Here is a 16,050-nt window from a genome sequence, read left to right as displayed (position 1 = left end):
TCGGGATCAGATGACGGACTCGCTCCACGGATCCGGGTTGCCGTAGCGGTGCGCCGTGATCGAGATCGACTGCTCGCGGAGGAACGGCAGCAGCTCGATGCGCCCGGCAGTCGTCACCTCGCCGGAGTGGATCGCGAGGTCCGGGTCCCCGTCCACGGCCTCGGCGAGCCGTCGATGCAGGCCCGCGACCGCCTCCGTGGGTCCGACCAGCCGCACGCGGTCCGCGACGGGCGGCGACTCGGGATCGCGCTCCGCCGCCCCGCGGCGCGCGACGCGCTGGATCCACTCGTCGTCCGACTCCACGAACACCACGAACCCCTGGTCGCCGAGCACGCGGCGGACGCCGGCGGGAAGGCCGACCGGCGTCGAGAGCGTGACCTCGGCACCCGTGCGGATGCCGGCGAGCGCGACGCGCAGCAGCTCACGCCACTCGGCGTCGCCGGTCGCCCGCACCGCCACCGGCACCGGGCGGTAGCGGAAGAGGTTGCGTTCGACGCCGAGACGCGAGACGTCCCGGACGCGGCCGAACTCGCGGTCCCAGGCCAGGGCGTCCGAGAGCGCGGCCCGGCGCAGCCACTCGAACGCCGGGTAGTCGAGCGACGGCTGGGCCGCCTCGATCAGCGCCGTGATGCGCGTGTCCAGACCGCGCAGGTGCAGGGTGCTCGACGCCGCCCCTCCGCCGGTCCCCCGCCAGGATCCGAGGCCCACGAGGTGGTTCGGCCCGCCCGCCTTCGCTCCGGTCCCCACCGAGGACCGCTTCCAGCCGCCGAAGGGCTGGCGCTGCACGACGGCGCCGGTGATCCCGCGGTTGACGTAGAGGTTCCCCGCCTCGACGCGGTCCAGCCAGAGGGCGAGGTCGTCCGCGCTCTGGGTGTGCAGCCCGGCCGCCAGCCCGTAGTCCACGGCGTTCTGCAGCTCGATCGCGCGCTCCAGCGTCGGGGCGAGCATGATCCCGAGCACCGGCCCGAAGAACTCCTCGCGGTGGAACCGGGAGCCCGGCTGCACGCCGAGGCGGATCCCCGGACGCCACAGCCTCCCCTCGGCGGCCAGGGCGGCGTCGAGGTCGGACGGCTCGACGGGCTCCGGACGGATCATCCACTTCTCGTCGCCCTCCAGCTCCGTGAGCGCCCACAACAGCTTGCCCGAGGGGCGCTCGATGACCGGGCCGACCTCGGCCAGCGGATCCGACGGCAGAGCGACGTGGAGCGACCGGGTGGCGTCGGCCAGCTGCCGGGCGAAGCGCTTCGACCGCCCGACCGGGCCCACGAGGATCGCGAGCGAGGCGGCCGAGCACTTCTGCCCGGCGTGCCCGAAGGCGCTGCGGACGAGGTCGGCGACGGCGAGGTCGAGGTCGGCCGAGGGGGCGACGACGATCGCGTTCTTGCCGCTCGTCTCCGCCTGCAGCGGCAGGTCCGGACGCCAGCTGCGGAAGAGCGCCGCGGTCTCCCAGGACCCGGTGAGGATCACCCGGTCGACGTCGGGGTGCGCGATGAGGCGCCGGCCCAGCTCGCCCTCGTCGATGTCGACGAGGGCGAGGACGTCGCGCGGGATCCCCGCGTCCCACAGCGCCGCGGCGATCACGGCCGCGCAGCGGCGCGCCTGCGGAGCGGGCTTGAAGACGACGCCGGATCCGGCCGCGAGCGCGGCCAGCACCCCGCCGGACGGGATCGCGAGCGGGAAGTTCCAGGGCGGCGCGACGACGGTCACCCGGGAGGGCACGAACGCCGCTCCGGGGATGGTGTCGAGCTCGCGCGCCTTCGCCGCGTAGTACTTCGCGAAGTCGACGGCCTCGCTGACCTCGGTGTCCGCCTCGGCGAGGACCTTCCCGGTCTCGGACGCCGCGACCTCGATCAGCTCGTCGCGGCGCGACTCCAGGACCGCCGCCGCACGCAGCAGGATCTCCGCACGCTCCGACGCCGGACGGGTTCCCCACCCCGGAGCCGCGTCGCGCACGCGCCCGACGACCCGCTCCAGCTGGTCCGGATGCTCGATCCGCGCCGACGGCAGCAGGCCGGTGCCTGCCGTGGACCCCGGGATCCGCTGCAGGATGCCGCGGGCCCATTCGCGGTTGGCCGCGAGCGCGGGGTCGGTGTCCGGCGTGTTCGAGAACCCGGGGGCGCCGAGCGCGGCCTCCCGGGTGTCCTCCCGCTCGGCGTAGACGGCGGTCTCCACGAACGTGTCCGCGGGGTCCGCCGAACGGGCGATCCCCAGGACCGCCTGTGTGAGGGGGCCGTCCAGATCGAGGGCGTCCGCGGTGCGCACCATGGATTCGTGGACGGGGGCGGCGCGGTCCTGCGAGCGGCGCGGACCGATGCGCAGGTCCGGGTCGACCGAGCGCTCCAGGGAGGCGCCGAACCGGGTGATCTCCCGGTCCAGCAGGTCGTGGTCCTCGTGCAGGCGGAAGGCGGCGGAGAGGAAGTTCTCGGGCGAGGCGTTCTCCTCCAGCCGGCGGACGAGGTAGCTGATGGCGACGTCGAACTCGCGCGGGTCCACGACGGGCACGTAGAGACGCACCGGTCCCACGTCCCGGCGCACGGCCTCCACCTGCGCCTGAGCCATCCCCAGCAGCATCTCGAACTCGATGTCGGACGCGGCGTGCTCGTCGCCGGCGGCGGGCGCGGTCAGGCCCCGCTCCTGGGCGAGCAGCCACGCGTAGGCGACGTCGAAGAGGTTGTGGCCGGCGATCCCGACCCGCACCGCGCGCGTCGCCTCCGGCCGCAGCGCCTCGTCGAGGCAGCGCAGGTAGTTGGCGTCGGTGTCGACCTTCGCGTCGTAGGGCGCGGCCGGCCAGCCGTGCACGGCGGCCTCGACCTTCTCCATGGCGAGGTTCGCGCCCTTGACCAGACGCACCTTGATGCGCGCGCCGCCGTGGTCCACCCGGTCCTGCGCCCATGCGGTCAGCTCCCGGAGCGCCGGCAGCGCGTCGGGCAGGTACGCCTGGAGCACGATCCCGGCTTCGAGGTGCTTGAGGCGCGGATCCTCGAGGATCCGCGTGAAGACGGCGATCGTGAGGTCGAGGTCGCGGTACTCCTCCATGTCGAGGTTCAGGAACGTCGTGCCGGAGAGCGCCCCCGCGCGGCTGAGGGGCCCGGTGTGCGCGGCATTCGCGTCCGGGACCGGAGCGCCCGGCCGGTGCCCGGTGGCCGGGTCCGCGGCCGTGAGGTAGAGCGGGAGCAGGCGGTCGACGATCTCCTGGACGGTCTCCTCGAACGCCCACAGCGAGATCCGGCTCTTGATCGCGGAGACCTTGACGGAGACGTAGTCGACGTCCGGCCGGCGGATGAGGTCGTGGATGCCGTCGAGCCGCCGCCGCGCCTCGTTCTCCCCCAGCACCGCCTCGCCGAGGAGGTTCAGGTTCAGTCGCGCGCCGCTCTCCCGGATCCGGGCGATCGCAGGGCCGAGCTTGTCGGGACGGGCGTCGACGATGAGGTGACCGACCATGTCCCGGAGGACCCTGCGGGCGATCGGGACGGTGGGGGCGGGCAGCGCCGGCGCGATGCCGCCGCCCACGCGCACGGCGGCCTTGAGGTACCACGGGAGGAAGTCCGGGACGAGCGGTGCGATCCGACGCAGACCGCTCGCGGCGGCGCCCAGGCTCTCGGGGCGCATCACGCCGTCGACGAAGCCCAGGGTGAACGGCAGTCCGTTCGGGTCCTGCAGCACCCCCGCCAGGCGCTCGGCCCCGGACTCGGCCGCACGCCCGCGGGCGGCGCGGCGGACGCTCCCCTCGGCCCGCGGTTCCGCCGACGCGCGCCCGCCCTCCTCCGCGGCGGCGCCGGCCTCCTCGATCCACCGCTGGGCGAGCTCCACGGCCCGCCGTGCGCGATCCCGGTCCTCGTCGCTCAGCTTCTGCGGCATATGCGTGTCTCGTCCTCCTGGTCGCCCGTGCCGGGCGTGCTCCTCCCAGCATGACGCGCCGCGACGCGGCTCGGCCCGAGGCTCGCTGACCGGGCGCCGCGTGTCCCCGGTTCTGCGCTGCCTCGCGCGCGGGCGCACGCGCGCGAGGGCGCCCGCGTGCGCGGCGCTCTATGCTGTGCGGGTGGGGGAAGGATCCGAGGGACCGAGGGCGTGGATGCGCTCCGCCGTCGGGCGCATCCCCACGCCCTGGCTCATCACGGCCGGCGCCGGACTCCTTCTGGCGTCCACCGCGGCGTTCGGGGGCCTCGCCACGATCGCGGACGACCCTCCGCACCTCACGGCCGGCGGCGAGTACGCCGGGGCGGGGTTCGAGATGAGCGTCGTGCGTGCGGACATCGTCGACGCATACGCGAACCTTCCGGCTGAGGCCCAGCTCGCCACGCACCGGGTCCTCCGTCTGGAGATGGACGTCGAGAACACCGGGGTCTTCCCGCGGAACACCGACGCGCGCGGCTCCGTCCGCGAGGTGGAGGTCCGCGGCTTCCCCGGCCCGCCCGGTGCGATCCTCCGGGCGGACGACCGCACCTTCAGCCCGTGGCTCCAGCCGGGGGTCCCGGCCCGGCTCGTCCTCGTGTGGGTGGTCCCGCGCGATACGCCGACCGGTGAGCTCGAGCTGGCCCTGCCCCTGGCGAGCCAGAAGGCGGACTCCACCCGACAGACGGCGTGGTCCTACGACGGCGTCGGCGCCTACGTCACGCTGCCGTTGACCGACGGCGGTGCCGGCGATGCCGAGCCCGCTGAGGAGCCGGCGACGGAGGACGGACCCGGATGAACACGAACACATCCCGCGCCCTGCGCGGACCGGTGTCCTGGGCGATCACCGCGGCGCTACTCGCGGTCGGCGGCGTGGTCGTGGCGCTCACCCCTGCCGAGAACGCCGGCGAGGAGCCGTTCGCCGTGGTCGTCGAGATCGGCGAGCGCGGCGTCGGCCGCAACATCGACGTCACGGTGCACGACGTCCGTCGGGTGCGCGAGCTGTCCGAGCCGCCCGACGACGCCTCGTTCCTCCCCGGGACGCCGTGGACGGCGACGGGGAACTGGGTGGTCGTGGATCTGGACGCCGCCGCGGTCATCCAGCAGGCGGGCGCCCAGCTCGGCGGCGCGTTCCTGGAGATCGACGGACGCACCTATCAGGCCACGGAACGCCCGGAGTCGCTCTACCGGCTCCCCCTCGTCCCCGGGGTCCCGCGCTCGGGCAGCGTCGCCTTCGAGCTTCCCGACGGGTTGTCTCCGGGCGGCGCCGTCCTCGCCTTCTCCGCGACCTGGGACCCCCGGGTCGACTCCCAGATCCGGGTCTCCATCGACCTCTCCGACGTCGCGGTCCAGGATTCCGGGGTGCTGCGTCCCAACGAGTGGGCGACGCCGTGACCTCGCCTCCGGATGCCGCTCGCCAGGGGCGCGGCTGGTGGCGGGCCAACCGCCTCTCCCTGCTCGCGCTGCTCCTTCTGGTCCCCGTGACCGGTGGCGTCATCGCCGGATACGAATGGTGGGACTACTACTTCGCACGTCCGTCCTTCCCCGTGACACCGGGGAAGGACGGCACGGTCGCGCTCGCCGGGGCGTCGTGGGGGCCGGCGAGAGCCGTTGTCCTCGAGGACACCACCGGCCTGACCGTCCCTCCGGGGACGAAGGTGATCGGCGTCGGCGTCCCGGTCGTGCCGGACGACCCCGACGGCGAGCCGGGGGACACCGCCTGCATGGAACCGATGCTCGTCCAGCAGAGCACGGGACGGCGCTGGGAGCCGATGCGCTTCGAACTGGGGCTCCGCTTCTCGGACGACGAGCCGGAGACCTGCGCTCTGCAGGGACCTGAGCCGTTCGAGCTCGTCCTTCCCTACATCGTGCCGGAGGATGTCCAGGGCCCGTTCTGGATCGACATCACCTCGTCGGAGAGCTATCCGTCGTTCCCGCGGTTCCCTGTCGATCCCTGATCCGCGATGACCTCCGGGGAGAGCTCCGGCGCGACGGTCGGGGGCACGATCCCGTCCACCGCCGCCGAGCCGGTGGTCGCCCCTCCCCCACCGGTCGCGGCGGGAACCGCCGAATGACGCAGCGCCCCCAGCGCATGGTCGTACCCCGCCGCGACGAGGGCGACCCGGACCGGCTCCGTGACGAGGAAGATGAGCAGGAACACCGCCGTGTCCGCGACCTGCCAGAACCCCGAGTAGTCCTGGGGGCCGAAGGCGCGGATGAGGAGGATCCGCAGCAACGGCAGCGCCGCGAGCAGCATCACGTACAGGAGGACGTACGAGGCGACCGACACCGGTCCGGCCCGCCACATGAACAGCAACGCGGATCCGATGGGCTTCACCTGGGAGCCGAGCTGGTCGCCGACATCCTTCATCCGCCTACGGAACCAGCCGGGGGCGGTCCCGTACCGGCGCCGCAGAGCGGCGATGTACCGGTTCTCCAGGTAGGGCGAGGACAACGAGACACGGCCGACCGCGATGGCCTGGCCGTAGATGACCCCGGCGACCGCCAGCCAGGCGAGCGGCTCCAGCAGGATCGCCCCGAGCTGGCCGAGAAGCCACTCGGCCCCGTCCCAGATCCCGCTGACGAAGCTCACCCGCTCCGCCAGCCAGGCGCGCACGTCCTCCACCCAGACCACGACCGCGCGCTCGGAGACCCAGTGCTGCACGACGGACGTGAGATCCTTCAGCGTCCAGACGAAGAAGAAGACCCACACCGTCTCGAGGTAGACGGCCCCGACCGCGAGTCCCTTCGGCAGCCTCGACTCCCACCTCTTCCACGCCATCCGCAGCGCGAAGGCGATGACGATGATCGCGATCGTCCAGAATCCGATGCCGGATCCGGACGCCGCGGCCGGTTCCACGGGCGCGCCTTCCGGCTCCTGCAGCGCTCTCACCAGCTGCCAGGCCACGATCCCCTGACGGACCTCTCCGACCTTCTCCCGATACTCCGCGGTGTCCTGATCCAGGAGCCCCCAGGCGGCGTAGACGGCGAAGAAGGGCAGCATCCCGGCCAGCAGCGCCTGCACGAACGCCGCGCGGCGTTCCCGCGGATCGGCGGGACGCGGCGCGACCGCACTGAGCTCCCTCAGGCCGTCACGGACGACGAGGAACATCCCGACGTACGCGGTGAGGCGGGCGAGCACCGCCAAGGGCAGCAGCAGCAGTCCGCCCGTCTCCCAGTACCCGCCGACGAAGCCGGACGCCTCGATCGCCACGTACCGCCCGAGCATCCCGGCGAGGAACCACGCGAGCAGCATCGGCCACCGCGTCCACAGCACGCGCCCGGTCGAGGCGAGGATGGTCAGCACGGCCGTGCCCCTTCGCGACGACCGTCGCCGCTGACGGTCATACCCGTTCCGCCCGCCGCGTCAGAGCCCGAGGGTCGCGGCCGCCGCCCCCAGCGCGTATCCGCTCTGTTCCGAGGCGACGACGACCCAGCCGACGATGACGAGGCCGGTGACGACGGCCGCCACGACGAAGCCCAGCGCACCGAGCACGATGCCGGTGATCGACAGCCCGCGTCCGCCCGGGCGACGGGCCGCGATGATGCCGAGCACCACGGCGACGACGGAGAGGATCAGCCCGATGAGCGGGATCCAGCAGAGCAGGAAGGCGAGCCCGCCGAGGATGATCGCGGTGATCGCCATCCCGCCGACGGGAGCCGGAGCCGGCGCCCCGTAGGCCGGCTGCGCGATCGGGTAGCCGTAGGGCGCTGCGGGAGAGACCTGCGGAGCACCGTAGGCCGGCTGCGCGGGCGGCGTGTAGCCCGGCTGCGGCGGGGCGGCGTAACCGGGCTGAGGCGGCGCGTATCCCGGCTGCGCAGGCGCGGACGGCGGAGGCGTCTGCGGCGCCGCGTCGCCCGGATACGGCGGGACCGCCGGATACTGCGGCTGGTCGTTGCGGTCGTCGGACATCTGGTTCCCCCTCGGTCGCCCGTGACGCGGACGGATGCCCGCGTCACGATGCTATCGCCGGCCTCCGCTCGTGTCCCGCCGCCGGACGGGGTCGCGGCCGCACCAGCCGGCCGTCAGGCGGTCCAGGTGCTGGGGGCGGGCGCCTTGGTGGGCGGCAGTGCGGACGCCTGCGCCCAGTCGTGGATCCACGGGTCCACCTCCGGCAGCCCGTCGGGCCGGCCGACCGCGGCGAAGAGCTCGTCGTGCGGCACCGTCCCGCCGGTCCGGCGCAGCATGCGCGCCCGCACGATGACGCGGGCGTAGACCTCGCCGCCGACGACCGCCCGATGCTCCATGAGCACGGCCTTGTCGTCGTGGCCGATCAGCCGCGACTCGACGTCGAAGCGCTGCCACAGCTCGAGCGATTTGCGGAAGGTCACGGTCTCGCTGGAGACCACCGCGTACCAGCCGCGCTCCTTCATCGCGTCGAACAGGCCCGTGCGGATCAGCAGGTCCCACCGTCCGAGGTCGAACAGCGAGAGATACCGCCCGTTGTTCATGTGGCGGAGGATGTCGAGGTCCGTGGGCAGGGTCGTGAGCCGGATCCGGCCGACCGCGGTGGGGTCCAGCGGCCCTTCCCGGCGCGCCCGGCGGCGTGCGGAGAGGATCACGAGGAGGGTGCGCCAGATCACGTTCACGATCCGGGATCCTAGCCAGATGCGGCACGATCGCCGCGATCCGTTGTGGGATCCGCACAGTTCCCCGGGTCCCCCTTCGGAGGCGCCCGCGGTCAGCGGCGTCGGCGCACCGGATCGGCGTCGCGCACCCGTTCCAGCGCGGGTTCCAGATGACGGGCGAAGGCCGCGGGGTCCTCGGCGTGGGGGAAGTGGCCGAGCTCGGGCATCTCCCGGAACGACGCGTTCGGGATCGTCGCGGCGAGCGCACGGGACGCCTCCGGCGGCACCGTGGTGTCGTAGCGGCCGCTGAGGACGGCGATGTGCGGGCTCGCCGCCGTCAGCAGGTCCGCGACCTCGTCGAGGTCCCACTGCTGGTACGAGTCGATGTCGGCGGCATAGAGCCCGGATCCGCCCGAGGAGTACCCCCACCAGACGCGCTTGCGGAACTCCGGCGGCGAGGCCGGGTTCATCAGGCCGTACGTCCACTCGGGGACGAAGGTGCTCTGATCGACGTCCGGGGCCCGCAGCTGCGGCACCGAGCGCCCCTGGACGCGCACGCCCGCCTGACAGGACACCGCGCCGCCGAACCGGTCGGGGCGGGTCGCCACGGCGTGCACGACGGCGGCGCCGGCCATGGACGCGCCGAGCAGGAGCGGACGGTCCAGGCCGATCGCGTCGGCGGCGGCGGCGAGGAAGTCCGTGTACGACGCGGGCGTGAGCCTCCATCCGCCGATCGGGACGCCGAAGGCGGGACTCGAGCGCCCGTGCCAGGGGAGGTCGACGGTGACGAGCTCGTACCGGTCGGTGATGTCCGTCTCCGTCATGAGCCCGTGCCACTGCGTGGTGTCGCTTCCCGCCGTGGCCAGCGCGAGGACGGGGGTCCCCCGGCCACACCTCTCCACGTGGACGTCGGCGGTGCCCAGTGCGGAGGACACGCGCCGGTACTCCCCCCGTGCCCGCAGCGGCCGGGCCGGACGGAACGGCCGCGCCTCGGGCGACGCGTCGCCGAGGCCGCCGGCGCGCGCCGCGTCGAGGAGCGTCCGGACGAGCGTGAGGTGGCGGGCGTACGCGTCGGCGTCCCCGCTGAGGACGATCCGCCCCGTCCGCACGAGGTGCACGACGCTCTGCTCTCCCGGCGCGGGCGATGCCGACAGGAGCGCCGCCCACACCTCGTCCGGCGCATGGAGCGAGAAGGCGGGGCCGGATCCCGAGGGGACGTCCTCGGGCGCGAGGGCGCCCGCGGCGGCGCGGAGGCGGAGCCCCCAGCCGTCCCCCTCGAGTCCGAACAGCACGTCGCGGCCGGGCAGCAGGAGCGAGACCTCCGGCACGGCGACCGCGCGCAGGATCCGCTCCTTCACGTCCGCTCCCCGATGGTCGCCCCGAGGCCGGCCAGCGCCCCGCCGAGCGGCGCGTGCCGTTCCAGCTCCCCCGCGTCGTGCCCGCTCACGATGTGCGTCGCTCCGCTCCCGCGCAGCCGTTCCAGCGCGTCGAAGGACCGCGGGAGGTCGGTCATGGACTGGAACAGCATGTCGCGCTCGACCTCCTCGTGGAAGTGGACGGCGTCGCTGGCGAGGACGACGACGCCGTCGGTCGTCGGCACGGTGACGATGCTCTGTCCCGGCGTGTGCCCGCCCACCACGGAGACGACGACGCCGGGAACGATCTCGTGGTCCCCGTCGAACTCGTGTAGTCGTCCCTCGCGGCGGGCTCCGGCGAGGGCGTCCGCCGCACCGGGGTCGCCGAAGTGCGCGAAGAGCGTCTTCTCCGCCATCGCCCCCGTCCAGAACTCGTGCTCGGCGCGGGCGATGTGCACGGGCGAGTTCGGGAAGGCGGCGAGGTTGCCGATGTGGTCGTAGTGCGCGTGCGTGATGACCACGGGGTGCCCGGCGAGGGGATCGACACCCAGCGCGCGCAGGGCGTCGACCGGGTCGATGAGCACCTCGCGCCCCCGGCGCAGCCCCTCCTCCCGGGTGTACCCGGTGTCGACGATCACCGCCTCCTCACCCCGGCGGAGCACCCACAGGTAGTAGTCCAGCCGATGCGGACCGTCCGGCTCGCCGTAGAAGGCGTAGTTCATGAACGCCTCGGAGCGGGTCGTCAGCCGGGTGCCGTGCTTCAGGACGACCACCTGCCATGGCGCCGACGACGTGGACACCGATCCCTCCGCCTGACCGTCGCGCGCGCTCAGGATCCGGATCCGCCCTCGTGCACCGCGACGCTCGGCTCGATGCCCTCCGCCCCGACGACCTCGCGCCAGGCGTCGAAGCCCGTCTGGAAGGCGACGATCCCGGCCTCCGGAAGGGCGATCTCGATCGCCTCCAGGATCTCGGTCGGGGTGAGCCCGAGGTCGAGGGCGACGCGGATGTGCGACTGGATGTGCCCCTTCGAGGCCCGCATCACCGTCAGCGAGACGATGAAGATGAGCTCCTTGGTGCGGCGGTCCAGCGTGCGCTGGTCGAGGTACGCGGCGGAGACCATGTGGTTCGCGGCCTGGAGGACCGGGAAGTCCTGCTTCGCCATCACCTTGTGGTAGTCGAGGACGTAGCCGCGCTTCGCGGCCATGTCGTCGATGTACGCCTGCGGGTCGGCGTCCGTCTGCGGAGCGGCGTTCGCCGACAGGTCCTGGGCCTCGGTCATTCTCGGTTCTCCTTCGGTGCGGTCGGGTCGGCGTCGCCCAGCCCGTACAGACGGGCGATCTCGGTGTGGTCGGGCGCGTCGCCGAGTTGCGCTCGGCCGTCGCGCAGGCGCTCGGACACACGGTCCACGACGGGGGTGTCGAGCCCGTCGGCGATGCTCATGGCGATCCCGATGTCCTTGAGCATGAGGTCGTAGGCGAATCCGCTCGCGAACGTGCCGGGGAGGATGTGCCCGGGGAACTTCACCTCGCTCGCCTGGCTCCGGCCGGTCGCGGCGTTGAGCACCTCCGTCATGACCGCGGGTTCGATGCCGAAACGCCGGGCGATCGCGAGCGCCTCGCTGGCGACGGCGATGTTGCTCGCGCTGACGAGGTTGTTCAGGGCCTTCGCCGCGTCCCCGGATCCCGCGGGCCCGACGTGACGGATGCTCGCCCCGAGCACGTCGAGATGCGGGCGTGCGCGCTCGACGGCCGCGGCGGCCCCTCCCGCCATGATCGCGAGCTCGCCCGTCACGGCCTTCGCCACCCCGCCGGAGACGGGTGCGTCGACGTAGTCGATGCCCCGCTCGGCGGCGACCTCCGCCAGCGCGCGCGTGCTCGACGGCTCGCTGGAGCCCATGTCGATCACGAGGGCTCCGGGCGCGAGCCTTCCCAGGAGGCCGTCCTCCCCGGTGAGCACCGCCTCGACGTGCCGGCTCGCGGGGAGCATCAGGATCACGGTCCCGGCGTCGGCCGCGGCGTCCGCCGGGTCGGCGACCGCGGTCGCCCCGCCCTCCGCGACGACGTGCGCGACCGCCTCGGCGGACAGGTCGAACACCGTCGTGGGAAAGGCCTTCGCGTGCCGGATCGCCATGGGCGCGCCCATGTTCCCCAGCCCGATGAACAGCGTGGTCGTCATGCGGTTCCTCTCTCTCCGAGCGCCGGGCTCACTCGAAGCTCACGGCGTGCTGCGCCCGGGTGTTCACGCGCAGCTCGAAGACGTCCGGGCGCGCGTAATGACCTACGGCGTCGAAGTCGAGGTGCCCGCGCGTCCTGTCCGCGGGATCGATCTCGGCGTAGAGGATCGCCTCCTCGTCGAACACCGGTCCCGCGAGCACGGCGCCGGAGGGGGCGACGATCATGCTGCCGCCGCGCATCACGATGTCGCCGCCGGGGGGCTCCTCGTCGAACGGGTGGTCGTCCGGGAACGCGTCCCGCGTGAGGAACTGGCAGGCGGACAGCACGTGCGTGCGTCCCTCCAGCGCGATGTGCGTGACCGTCGCCGCCCAGGTGGGCCGGTCGTCCGCGGTGGGGGTGCAGTACAGCTCGACGCCCTTCGCGTACATCGCCTGCCTCAGCAGCGGCATGTAGTTCTCCCAGCAGATGACGGTGCCCACGCGCCCGGCGCTCGTCTGCATGGTGTCCAGCGTCGATCCATCGCCGAACCCCCAGACCACTCGCTCGCCGCCCGTCGGCATGAGCTTGCGGTGGATGCCCGCGACGCCCTCGTCGGGGTGGATCATGACGGCGGTGCAGTACAGCGTCCCGCCGGCGCGCTCGATCACGCCGATCACGATCGCGAGTCCGTGCTCGCGGGACGCCTCGCACAGTCGCACGATCTCCGGCCCGTCCAGCGCGACGGCGGCGTCCGCATAGCGCCGGTACTGCTCGCGCCCCTCCGGCGTGCGGATCCCCACCGGCGCCCCGAAGGCGGACCCTTTGGGGTAGCCGCCGAGGAACGCCTCGGGGAACACCGCCAGGGTCGCCCCCGCGGCCGCCGCCTCGGCCATCAGCCCCACGGCCTTGGCCGCGGACGCCTCGGCGTCGAACGGGATCGCCGCGGCCTGGACCACCGCCACCTTCTGCATGTCATGCCCTCCTCGGGGTCGAACGGATCGGGATCGATCGGGGATCGGGGTCGGCCGGGTCGGGCCGCTCCCGGGGGACTCGGCCGGGTCAGCCGCGGGAGATGTCGATGCCCTTGGTCTCCCGCAGGGTGGGGAGCAGCACCGCGAGCGCCAGGACCGCGACGGCCACGACGTAGAACGCCGGGGAGATGAGCAGTCCCGTCCCCGCCACGAGGGCCGCGGCGATGAGAGGGCCCGGGCCGGCGAGCAGGGCGTAGGCGACGTTGTACCCGATGGCGGATCCGGTCGCACGGATGGAGGCGGGGAAGACCTCCACCAGCAGCACGTTGTTGACGACGGCCGTGCAGGCCACGAACAGGGCGAACGGCACGAGCGCGACGCCGGCGAGCCACGGGTTCCCCGTGCTCATCAGCAGGAACGCCGGGATGCTCCAGACGATCAGGCCGATGAGGCCCGTGAACAGCACCGGGCGACGACCGAGCCGGTCGACGGCGATCCCGACGAGCGGGTTGAAGGCGACGTAGATCGCCATGACGATGCCGCAGACGACGAGCGCGTCCAGACGGGGCATCCCCACCGCGCCCGAGAGGAAGTTGTTCATGTACGTGATCAGGTAGTACAGCGCGACCCCGAAGATCCCGGCGAACGCGAGCGTCATCACGAACGCCTTCACCTTCTCCCGCGCCGGGGTGTGCTCGACCGAGCCCTCGGCGCGCTTGCGCTCCAGCTCCTCGAACACGGGGGTGTCCACGAGCTTGCGGCGGATGTACATGGCGACCACGGCCATCAGGAACGAGGCGAGGAAGGGCAGGCGCCACCCCCAGGAGTTCAGCGCGTCCTCGGGCATGGCCGCCGTGAGCACGGCGGCGGTGAGCGTCCCGACGAGGAACGCCAGGCCCGCGGTGCCCGTCACGACGCTCGCGTAGACGGCGCGGCGGTGCTTCGGCGCGCTCTCGCCGATGTAGGCGGCCGCGCTCGTCCACTCGCTGCCGGCGAAGCCGCCCTGCAGGAGGCGGAGGATCACGATGATGATCGGCGCCGCGATCCCGATGGTCGCGAACGACGGCGTCAGACCGATCAGCGCCGTGATGATCCCCATCCCGAGCACCGTGATGATGAGCACCGTCCGCCGCCCGAGCCGGTCGCCCAGCGGGCCGAGGATCAGCGCGCCGAACGGACGCGAGATGAACCCGACCGCGAACACCGCGAGGGAGGACAGCATCTCCGCCGTGGGATTGCCGGACGGGAAGAACTGCGCGCCGATGATGGCGGCGAAGTAGCCGTAGATCGCGAAGTCGAACCACTCCATGAAGTTGCCGATGCCGACCGCCACCATGCGCTTGGTGCGGTCCTGGCGGCTGAGGGTGAGGAGCAGTGCGGTGTCGGACGAGGCGGGCGCGTCGGGTCCCGGCGCCGTGCGGGTGTCATCCATGCGTGATCTCCTTCGGTCACGGGTGGGGGAGTTCGGGTCTTCCGCCACTCTCCGAGGATCTTGATCAGCAGTCAAACAGATGTTTATCATGTGCGGTATCAACAGAATTGCTTTGCACCAGGTCGATCTGAACCTCCTCGTGGTCTTCCAGGCCCTCATGCAGGAGGGGAGCGTCACGCGCGCCGGCTACAAGCTGAACCTCTCGCAGAGCGCGGTGAGCGCCGCGCTGGGGCGACTGCGCAAGCTCTTCGACGATCCGCTGTTCGAGCGGACGCGCGCCGGGATGACGCCCACCGCGAAGGCTCTTTCCCTGTCGTTGAGCATCGGGCCGAGCCTCAGCACGATCGCCTCCGTGATCCTCGAGGACGTCGAGTTCGAGCCGTGGCAGAGCTCGCGGACCTTCCATCTGGCGATGTCCGACGACATCGAGATGCTCTTCGGGCCGTGGGTGGCTCGGCAGAAGGTGGATCACAACTGGGGCGTGAACTTCGCCATTCACCAGACGAATAGTCACCTCTGGCGGGAGACGCTGGACAACCCGCTCATCGACCTCGTGCTCACCACCACCCCCGCGCACGCGGCCTCCGACTTCCAGTCCGAGCCGCTGTTCTCGGGCGACTACCGGTGCCTCTACAACCCGCGGCTGCTGTCTCTGTCCGATCCGCTGACCGAGCGCGAGTACATCGAGACGCGGCACGTGCGGGTCTCGTACGACCTGCAGCGCGGGTGGGTGGACGACGTGCTCGCCGCCATGGGCCACAAGCGCAACACGCTCTGCACCATCAGCCACTTCAGCGGCCTGGGTGCGATCCTCCTGGACCTCCCGGTGATCGCGACGATCCCCGAGCACGTGGCGCTGCGCATCGCCGAGATGCTCGACCTGCGCGCCTCGCCCGTCCCGATCCAGATGCCCCGGTTCCAGATCTCCGCGCTCTGGCGCACCGAGGTCGACGGCCTGATCGAGAACCATTGGATCCGCCGCCTCTGCGCCTCGTTCGTGCAGGCGCGATCGCTGTGACGACGCGCGTCCCGACGGCCCCGGCGTCGCGCGTCGTCACTGAGCGGCCGCTCGATTTCCACTCTGCGGATCGCCCGCGTAGAGTCGCGGCATGAGCGCCGAAGCCCAGCCTGATGTCATCGTCCGGCCCGTCCGAGATGTGGACGCCGAAGCCCTCGGTCGCGTGCACGCGCAGTGCTGGCACGAGACCTACGACCACCTGATCAGCAAGGCCGCTCTGGAGAACGTCTCCCCCAAGCGCCTCGCCGAGCTGTGGACCCACTGGGCCGTCCAGGGCCCCGAGTTCCTCATGCGCGCCGCCCTCGTCAACGGCGAGATCGTCGGCTTCGTCGGCTCCGGTCCCGCCCGGGACAAGGACGCCCCTCGCGGCCGCGAGCTGTACTTCATCTACCTGCTCGACAACTGGCACGGCACCGGCATCGGCCAGCGCCTGTTCGACGCGGCGGTGGAGAAGGACGAGCCGCTGTACCTCTGGGTGGCGGAGGACAACCCGCGTGCGCACCGCTTCTACACGCGCAACGGCTTCGCCCTGGACGGCGCGACGCACACCGAGCCGTTCCTCGGCGAGACGCTGACCGAGGTCCGCTTCGTGCGCTGATCCCTCGCAGCACGAAACCCCCTCTGCACGCCCGCACCCCCTCTGAGATCCGTATCTCAG

15 protein-coding genes are annotated in these 16,050 nt (G+C 72.4%); 5 read left to right on the top strand and 10 right to left on the bottom strand.

The genetic code is table 11. The features are described 5' to 3' along the window. Positions 1 to 6: 6 nt before the first annotated feature. Positions 7 to 3,858: a proline dehydrogenase family protein gene (locus K8F61_RS16090; protein WP_231819841.1), complete on the bottom strand. Its 3,852-nt coding sequence runs from the start codon at positions 3,856 to 3,858 to the stop codon at positions 7 to 9. A 181-nt stretch (positions 3,859 to 4,039) separates the two neighbouring features. Here K8F61_RS16090 and K8F61_RS16085 point away from each other — a divergent pair, with 181 nt between their 5' ends. The 3 genes from K8F61_RS16085 to K8F61_RS16075 are packed head-to-tail and all read left to right on the top strand — an operon-like array spanning position 4,040 to position 5,849. Then, on the top strand, positions 4,040 to 4,690 hold the full coding sequence (locus K8F61_RS16085) for a hypothetical protein (RefSeq protein WP_231819840.1): 651 nt from the start codon (positions 4,040 to 4,042) through the stop codon (positions 4,688 to 4,690). Then, entirely contained in the window at positions 4,687 to 5,286 is a 600-nt protein-coding gene (locus K8F61_RS16080) for a hypothetical protein (RefSeq protein ID WP_231819839.1), read from the top strand. The genes K8F61_RS16085 and K8F61_RS16080 overlap by 4 nt, the downstream gene beginning before the upstream one ends. Then, a complete protein-coding gene (locus K8F61_RS16075) occupies positions 5,283 to 5,849 on the top strand; it encodes a hypothetical protein (RefSeq protein WP_219085763.1) in 567 nt (188 codons plus the stop codon). The genes K8F61_RS16080 and K8F61_RS16075 overlap by 4 nt, the downstream gene beginning before the upstream one ends. Here K8F61_RS16075 and K8F61_RS16070 read toward each other — a convergent pair. The 9 genes from K8F61_RS16070 to K8F61_RS16030 form a co-directional block, all read right to left on the bottom strand. After that, entirely contained in the window at positions 5,813 to 7,198 is a 1,386-nt protein-coding gene (locus tag K8F61_RS16070; protein WP_231819838.1) for a hypothetical protein, read from the bottom strand. The genes K8F61_RS16075 and K8F61_RS16070 overlap by 37 nt on opposite strands. Positions 7,199 to 7,258: 60 nt before the next feature. Next, a complete protein-coding gene (locus K8F61_RS16065; RefSeq protein ID WP_231821599.1) occupies positions 7,259 to 7,804 on the bottom strand; it encodes a DUF4190 domain-containing protein in 546 nt (181 codons plus the stop codon). Between the two features lie 113 nt (positions 7,805 to 7,917). Beyond that, positions 7,918 to 8,481, bottom strand: a complete 564-nt coding sequence (locus K8F61_RS16060; protein ID WP_067248862.1) for an acyl-CoA thioesterase — start codon at positions 8,479 to 8,481, stop codon at positions 7,918 to 7,920. 92 nt (positions 8,482 to 8,573) lie between these two features. After that, a complete protein-coding gene (locus tag K8F61_RS16055) occupies positions 8,574 to 9,818 on the bottom strand; it encodes an alpha/beta fold hydrolase (RefSeq protein ID WP_231819837.1) in 1,245 nt (414 codons plus the stop codon). Then, complete coding sequence (locus K8F61_RS16050; protein WP_231819836.1) at positions 9,815 to 10,615, bottom strand: N-acyl homoserine lactonase family protein; 801 nt, start codon at positions 10,613 to 10,615, stop codon at positions 9,815 to 9,817. Before K8F61_RS16050 ends, K8F61_RS16055 begins: the two co-directional genes overlap by 4 nt. 29 nt (positions 10,616 to 10,644) lie before the next feature. Continuing rightward, positions 10,645 to 11,097, bottom strand: a complete 453-nt coding sequence (locus tag K8F61_RS16045; RefSeq protein ID WP_231819835.1) for a carboxymuconolactone decarboxylase family protein — start codon at positions 11,095 to 11,097, stop codon at positions 10,645 to 10,647. Then, a complete protein-coding gene (locus K8F61_RS16040; RefSeq protein WP_231819834.1) occupies positions 11,094 to 11,993 on the bottom strand; it encodes an NAD(P)-dependent oxidoreductase in 900 nt (299 codons plus the stop codon). The genes K8F61_RS16045 and K8F61_RS16040 overlap by 4 nt, the downstream gene beginning before the upstream one ends. Before the next feature lie 28 nt (positions 11,994 to 12,021). Then, positions 12,022 to 12,942 (bottom strand): carbon-nitrogen hydrolase family protein, encoded by a 921-nt coding sequence (locus K8F61_RS16035; protein WP_067248841.1) that lies wholly within the window; start codon positions 12,940 to 12,942, stop codon positions 12,022 to 12,024. Positions 12,943 to 13,030: 88 nt separating this feature from the next. After that, entirely contained in the window at positions 13,031 to 14,374 is a 1,344-nt protein-coding gene (locus K8F61_RS16030) for an MFS transporter (protein WP_217996237.1), read from the bottom strand. Between the two features lie 112 nt (positions 14,375 to 14,486). Between K8F61_RS16030 and K8F61_RS16025 the strand changes: the two genes are divergently transcribed. Both K8F61_RS16025 and K8F61_RS16020 read left to right on the top strand, forming a co-directional pair. Next, complete coding sequence (locus tag K8F61_RS16025) at positions 14,487 to 15,392, top strand: LysR family transcriptional regulator (protein ID WP_067248837.1); 906 nt, start codon at positions 14,487 to 14,489, stop codon at positions 15,390 to 15,392. A gap of 91 nt (positions 15,393 to 15,483) precedes the next feature. Continuing rightward, the gene (locus K8F61_RS16020; protein ID WP_219085770.1) at positions 15,484 to 15,990 is read left to right on the top strand and encodes a GNAT family N-acetyltransferase; all 507 of its coding nucleotides are present in this window, start codon (positions 15,484 to 15,486) and stop codon (positions 15,988 to 15,990) included. Positions 15,991 to 16,050 lie beyond the last annotated feature (60 nt).

The sequence above is a fragment of the Microbacterium resistens genome (assembly GCF_021172025.1).
Taxonomy (GTDB): domain Bacteria; phylum Actinomycetota; class Actinomycetes; order Actinomycetales; family Microbacteriaceae; genus Microbacterium; species Microbacterium resistens.
The sequence above is the reverse complement of the archived record's forward strand: the minus strand, read 5'-3'. Positions and strand labels throughout refer to the sequence as shown.

Bases quoted from the DNA above. Each gene is read 5' to 3' on its own strand.
- K8F61_RS16035 (WP_067248841.1), bottom strand. From the start codon at position 12,942: ATGCAGAAGGTGGCGGTGGTCCAGGCCGCGGCGATCCCGTTCGACGCC.
- K8F61_RS16045 (WP_231819835.1), bottom strand. From the start codon at position 11,097: ATGACCGAGGCCCAGGACCTGTCGGCGAACGCCGCTCCGCAGACGGAC.
- K8F61_RS16030 (WP_217996237.1), bottom strand. From the start codon at position 14,374: ATGGATGACACCCGCACGGCGCCGGGACCCGACGCGCCCGCCTCGTCC.
- K8F61_RS16020 (WP_219085770.1), top strand. From the start codon at position 15,484: ATGAGCGCCGAAGCCCAGCCTGATGTCATCGTCCGGCCCGTCCGAGAT.
- K8F61_RS16065 (WP_231821599.1), bottom strand. From the start codon at position 7,804: ATGTCCGACGACCGCAACGACCAGCCGCAGTATCCGGCGGTCCCGCCG.
- K8F61_RS16040 (WP_231819834.1), bottom strand. From the start codon at position 11,993: ATGACGACCACGCTGTTCATCGGGCTGGGGAACATGGGCGCGCCCATG.
- K8F61_RS16080 (WP_231819839.1), top strand. From the start codon at position 4,687: ATGAACACGAACACATCCCGCGCCCTGCGCGGACCGGTGTCCTGGGCG.
- K8F61_RS16090 (WP_231819841.1), bottom strand. From the start codon at position 3,858: ATGCCGCAGAAGCTGAGCGACGAGGACCGGGATCGCGCACGGCGGGCC.